This window comes from Pontibacter sp. BAB1700 (assembly GCF_000277005.1).
Taxonomy (GTDB): domain Bacteria; phylum Bacteroidota; class Bacteroidia; order Cytophagales; family Hymenobacteraceae; genus Pontibacter; species Pontibacter lucknowensis.
The window spans coordinates 1-4,765 of the sequence record NZ_AKIS01000167.1 but is presented as its reverse complement, the minus strand read 5'-3'; the positions used below and the strand labels follow the sequence as shown (position 1 = coordinate 4,765).

At 50.0% G+C, this 4,765-nt stretch carries 3 protein-coding genes; all 3 read left to right on the top strand.

Annotated elements, in window-relative coordinates; genetic code table 11:
• Positions 1-82: 82 nt before the first annotated feature.
• On the top strand, positions 83-268 hold the full coding sequence (locus tag O71_RS17755; RefSeq protein WP_007659637.1) for a hypothetical protein: 186 nt from the start codon (positions 83-85) through the stop codon (positions 266-268).
• Positions 268-4,098: an ice-binding family protein gene (locus O71_RS17750; protein WP_369750985.1), complete on the top strand. Its 3,831-nt coding sequence runs from the start codon at positions 268-270 to the stop codon at positions 4,096-4,098. The genes O71_RS17755 and O71_RS17750 overlap by 1 nt, the downstream gene beginning before the upstream one ends.
• A 93-nt stretch (positions 4,099-4,191) precedes the next feature.
• The coding region (locus tag O71_RS17745) for a PorP/SprF family type IX secretion system membrane protein (protein WP_040574667.1) at positions 4,192-4,765 on the top strand (574 nt) is incomplete at its 3' end.

Here is a 4,765-nt window from a genome sequence, read left to right as displayed (position 1 = left end):
ATAAGTATCAGGATATAGTAAAAGATTATGAAAATACATTTATATTTATGCCTGATTTATTACGCTTTTTTACATATTCCCTATGAGTAGAATTTTACTGCTTCTCACCCTTTTTCTGACTGCCACTACCACCCTTAGTTTTGGGCAGACGGAAATCAACCTGGGCCGCGTGAACAGGTTCATTGCTTTAGCCAATGAGCAAATCGTCGTTAAAGGCCCTGACAAAACATGGATCCGCGGTGATATCGGCATCAGCCTGGCAAAGTAATTATCGGGGAGGAATTTCTTGAAGTAACAGGCAAGAAAGAGAAAGGAACAGAACTGGCTGCTGAGGCAATGGTCGATGCAAACAGACTGTACCAGGAACTGATGGCCTTTCAGGAAGTGGAAAACCTGAACCCCAATTTAGGTAATGGGCGTGAAATCTATCCTGGAGTATACAGCATCACGGGCGATGCCACAATCAATGGTATCTCGCTACTCGTGTCACAGGGTGGCAGCTCACCAGTCTTTGTTTTCAAAATCGACGGTAACCTGAGAGTGAATCCGGGAGCGCTTAGCTTGTCCGGTGTAGGTGTAGAGACGAAGAACATCTACTGGGTAGTTGACGGTGACGTAGAGATCCTGGCTCCTAGTAGTCTTTATGGCAATATCATCGCTACAGGTGATATCACATTCGGGAAAGGTGTATCCCTGTACGGCAGAGCCATCTCCATAGAGGGCACTATTTATTTCGAAAACAACCCTACTGTACTTCAGAACGTGACGAATGCCGACCTGACAGTAGAGAAAAATGTAGATAACAAAGACGTATCGCTGGGTTCGCGCGTGACCTATACCATTACTGCCAAGAATAATGGTCCGGGTGTTGCCCGCAACGTGACTGTAATAGAGCGCATCCCAACCGGATTGAAGCTGGTAGAAGTAAAGCCCGCTACAAAGGGAAGCTACGACCGGGAGAAAAACGAATGGGTAATTGGCGATATGGATGTGTATGAAACGCAGAGCATTCGCCTGGTATTTGAAGTGATTGGTACAGGTAATATCCGAAACGAAGTCATTATTATTGGTGATAACCCAGATCCGGAACCAGGTGATGAAGAAGACGATGAAGAAATTGTGCTTCCAAACCTGAGCTTGACCAAACGCATCATTGATCAGAAATCAAGCTATAATCTGGGCGATGTGATTGCCTACGAAATCAAGATCATAAACACATCTTCAAAAGAAGAAAAGAACATCAATGTCAGTGAGCAGCTGGCGAATGGGCTGAAATATGTGCGTCACGAGGAGACGCCTGGCAGTACCTATAATCCAACGACAGGCATCTACAACATTCCTGCACTTGCCGGTAATACATCAGCTACGCTAATCGTATATGCTGAGATTGTAAGCACGGGCAACATCCGCAACGTGGCCACGATCATCGACCGCCCTGATGATAAAGACCCGGATGACAATGAGGAAGAGGTAGAGATCATCCTGCCTGACCTGGGAATAACCAAGAAAATCGTTGATCCGAAGGAGGAGTATAAGATAAACGATGTGGTAGCCTACGAAATCAAGGTTTCAAACAACGCCTCTACGCCTCAGACAAATATTAATGTGCGTGAGCAGTTGCCACAGGAGCTGGAGTATGTGCGTCATACTGCTACTCAAGGAACGACTTACGACGCCTCGACAGGTATATTCAACATCCCGACGTTGGCAGGAAACACTTCTGTTACACTGATTGTGTATGCGAAGATCGTTCGTACGGGTGCCATCCGCAACGTAGCCACGATCATCGACCGCACACCGGACAATGATAAGGATCCGGATAACAACGAGGAAGAAGTAATAATTCTGCTGCCAGACTTAGGCGTAACAAAAGAACTGGTAAATGCCAAGGCTGAATACATGGTCGGCGAGATGGTGCAGTACCGCATTGTGGTAACAAACCATGGCGCAGCATCAGAGAAGAACATTGTCGTAGGTGAGAAACTGCCAGAAAGTCTTCTGTTGGTAGACTTCACTGTAAGCAATGGTGCTTCCTACGATCCGGCTACCGGAGCATTCAAAATCCCTGCACTGGAGGCAAAGGCTACTGCTGAGCTTGTTATCAATGCTCAGCTTGTGAAAGCAGGCCTTGTACGCAACATAGCTCGCATCATCAGCAGAGATACGACAGACCCAACAGATCCGACCGACCCGAAAAATCCGGGTGACCCGAATAACCCAGGCGATCCAAATAACCCAGGAGATCCAGGCGACCATGAGGATTCTGATCCTGACAATGACGAGGACGTTGTAGTGATTCCGGATGTGAAATGTAATCCGAACATTGAGCTGTTATTTGTAGAAGCGCCAACTTCGGTTTGCCGTGGAGGTGAGCTTACGTTCAAAGTAACATCGGATGTGATTGGTGGCACTTACAAATGGAAATTCCCAGAAGGCTGGAGAACTGTAAGTGAGTCAGAGGACGGCAGCACCATAACGGTTCAGGCTGGCGCCGCATTGGGCAACCAGAAAGTTGAAGTAACTGTGAACACGCAGTGCAAGGACGTTAATAAGACGGCTGAAACAACGGTGAATGTGATCGGCGAACCAACTGGAGTAGCTATCACCGGAGCTGGTGCCGTGTGCTTCAACAGCAATACAGGTATAGCCCTGAGCGCCGCTTCAGTAGAAGGACTTACTTACAAGTGGACACTTGGTAGCAACCTTGAGTTTGTGGAAGGCACAAACGATGCCGGCACAAGCGTAAGTGTTCGACCTAAGGGCCAGAGCCTAGCAGGTGGCAAGGTATACCTGACAGTGACCAACGCCTGCGGATTCAGCACAACAACTGAAGCCACCATCATTGTGACGCCAACTCCGGCGGTGCCAACTGCCATTGTCGGCAACCTGGACCTGTGCGAGGAAGAGGAGACAATCTTCAGCACACCGGTAGTGGCAGGAGCGACCAGCTATACCTGGACCTTGCCGGCAGCTGACTGGACCATCGTGAGCGAAGAGGAAAACGGCAGAATCATCCGCGTGAAAGCTGGCAAGACTGGCGGACAGATCAGCGTAAAAGCCGGCAACGATTGTAACGCAAGCGCTGCCTTCAGCCGGGAAGTAAAAGTAACCAACAAACCAACAGCGCCATCCATCGCCAGCACAGCTACGACGGGATGTATCGGGGCTACGCTTACGTTCAGCATACAATCTCCGGAAGCAGGCATGACTTATACCTGGGCAGTGCCGCAGGGCTGGAGCGCCAACACACTGACTGGTACCAGCATAATCGTAACAGTAGGTGAGACAAGCGGTGACATAGAGGTATACGCTACCAACATGGTGAAAAACTGCGGTGCGGGTGCTGTATCCAAAGTAGCTGTTTCGCCAACACTGAAGCCGGCAACTCCGGGAGCAATTAACAGCAACATGAATGTGTGCCTCAACAGTACAGGCAACTCCTTCAGCATCGAGGCTGTAACTGGCGCTACCTCCTACGAGTGGGAAACTACCGGTGGTCTGACGATCGAAGGGGCCAGCAACGGCACGAGCATTACAGTAGCTGCTGCTGAAACAGGTGGAGTTGTGCGTGTACGCGCCGTTAACGGTTGCGGTAACAGCGACTGGTCAGTACTTCAGGTTGATATTACCATGCCTCCTGCTCCAGTTACCCGCATCACAGACAATAGCAGCGTCTGCGAAGGCCTGATCTACACTGCCGATCCGGTAGAAGGAGCTACTTCCTATACCTGGACGGTAACAGAAGACTTCACGATCGAGTCTGGCCAGGGCACTACTACCATCAAGGTGAAAGCTAATAGCCCGACTGCCATGGGCCGCGTGAGTGTGATCGCCTACAATGGCAGCTGCGTTGGCTCTGCTGAATACAGCATCGACATGGACGCCAGGGTAGCTGACGGCCAACTGGAGTTCCCGAAAGCCTTTAGCCCGAACGGTGACGGCAAGAACGATACCTGGCTGGTGAAGAACCTGGACAAGTTCCCTGACAATGAAATGGTGATGTTTAACCGCTGGGGATCTGAGGTGTTCAAGCAGAAGAACTACAAAAACGACTGGCCGCCAAAGGGCTGGAACAAGGTACTTACTTCTACAAAGTAAGGGTGAAGCTATGCGATGGCAAGTACCAGGACTACAGCGGCTACGTGACCATCTTCCGATAAGCGAGTGCATTCATTTGAAAATTTTATTACCATGAGAATACTTTATACCCTGCTGGCGCTGCTCTTCACCTTTGCAGCTAATGCCCAGCAAAACCCGCAGTACTCGCAGTACATCTTCAACAGTATGGCCATCAACCCGGCCTATACCGGTACCAAAGGTGTACTCAACATCAACGCCTTCCACCGTTCGCAATGGACAGGTATAGACGGAGCGCCTACTACACAGGCGCTGAGCGTAGACGGCCTGACCAGCCACGAGCGATTGGGCCTGGGCCTGAACTTTACCCGCGATAAGATCGGTGCCTACTCTACCACCTCGGCTTATGCCAATGCCGCTGCACGTATATCCGTGAGTGCTCGCGGAACACTAAGCTTAGGTATAGCGGCTGGCGTAGTACAGAGTGTGCTGGACGGTTCGGAACTTGGTGTGCCGGATGATCCAAGCATCCCTGCGGGCAGAGATGTGTTTTACCGTCCGGATGTGAAACTGGGTATCTACTTTAACACACCGCGTTTCTACGCAGGTTTGTCTGCCTCTGACCTGATCCAGTACAAAGATGTTTTCCAGATCGAGCCGATCCGTCACTATTACTTCACAACAGGCT

What these genes read in the sequence shown, in the direction of transcription:
- O71_RS17755 (WP_007659637.1), top strand. Translation starts at nt 83, where the DNA reads ATGAGTAGAATTTTACTGCTTCTCACCCTTTTTCTGACTGCCACTACC.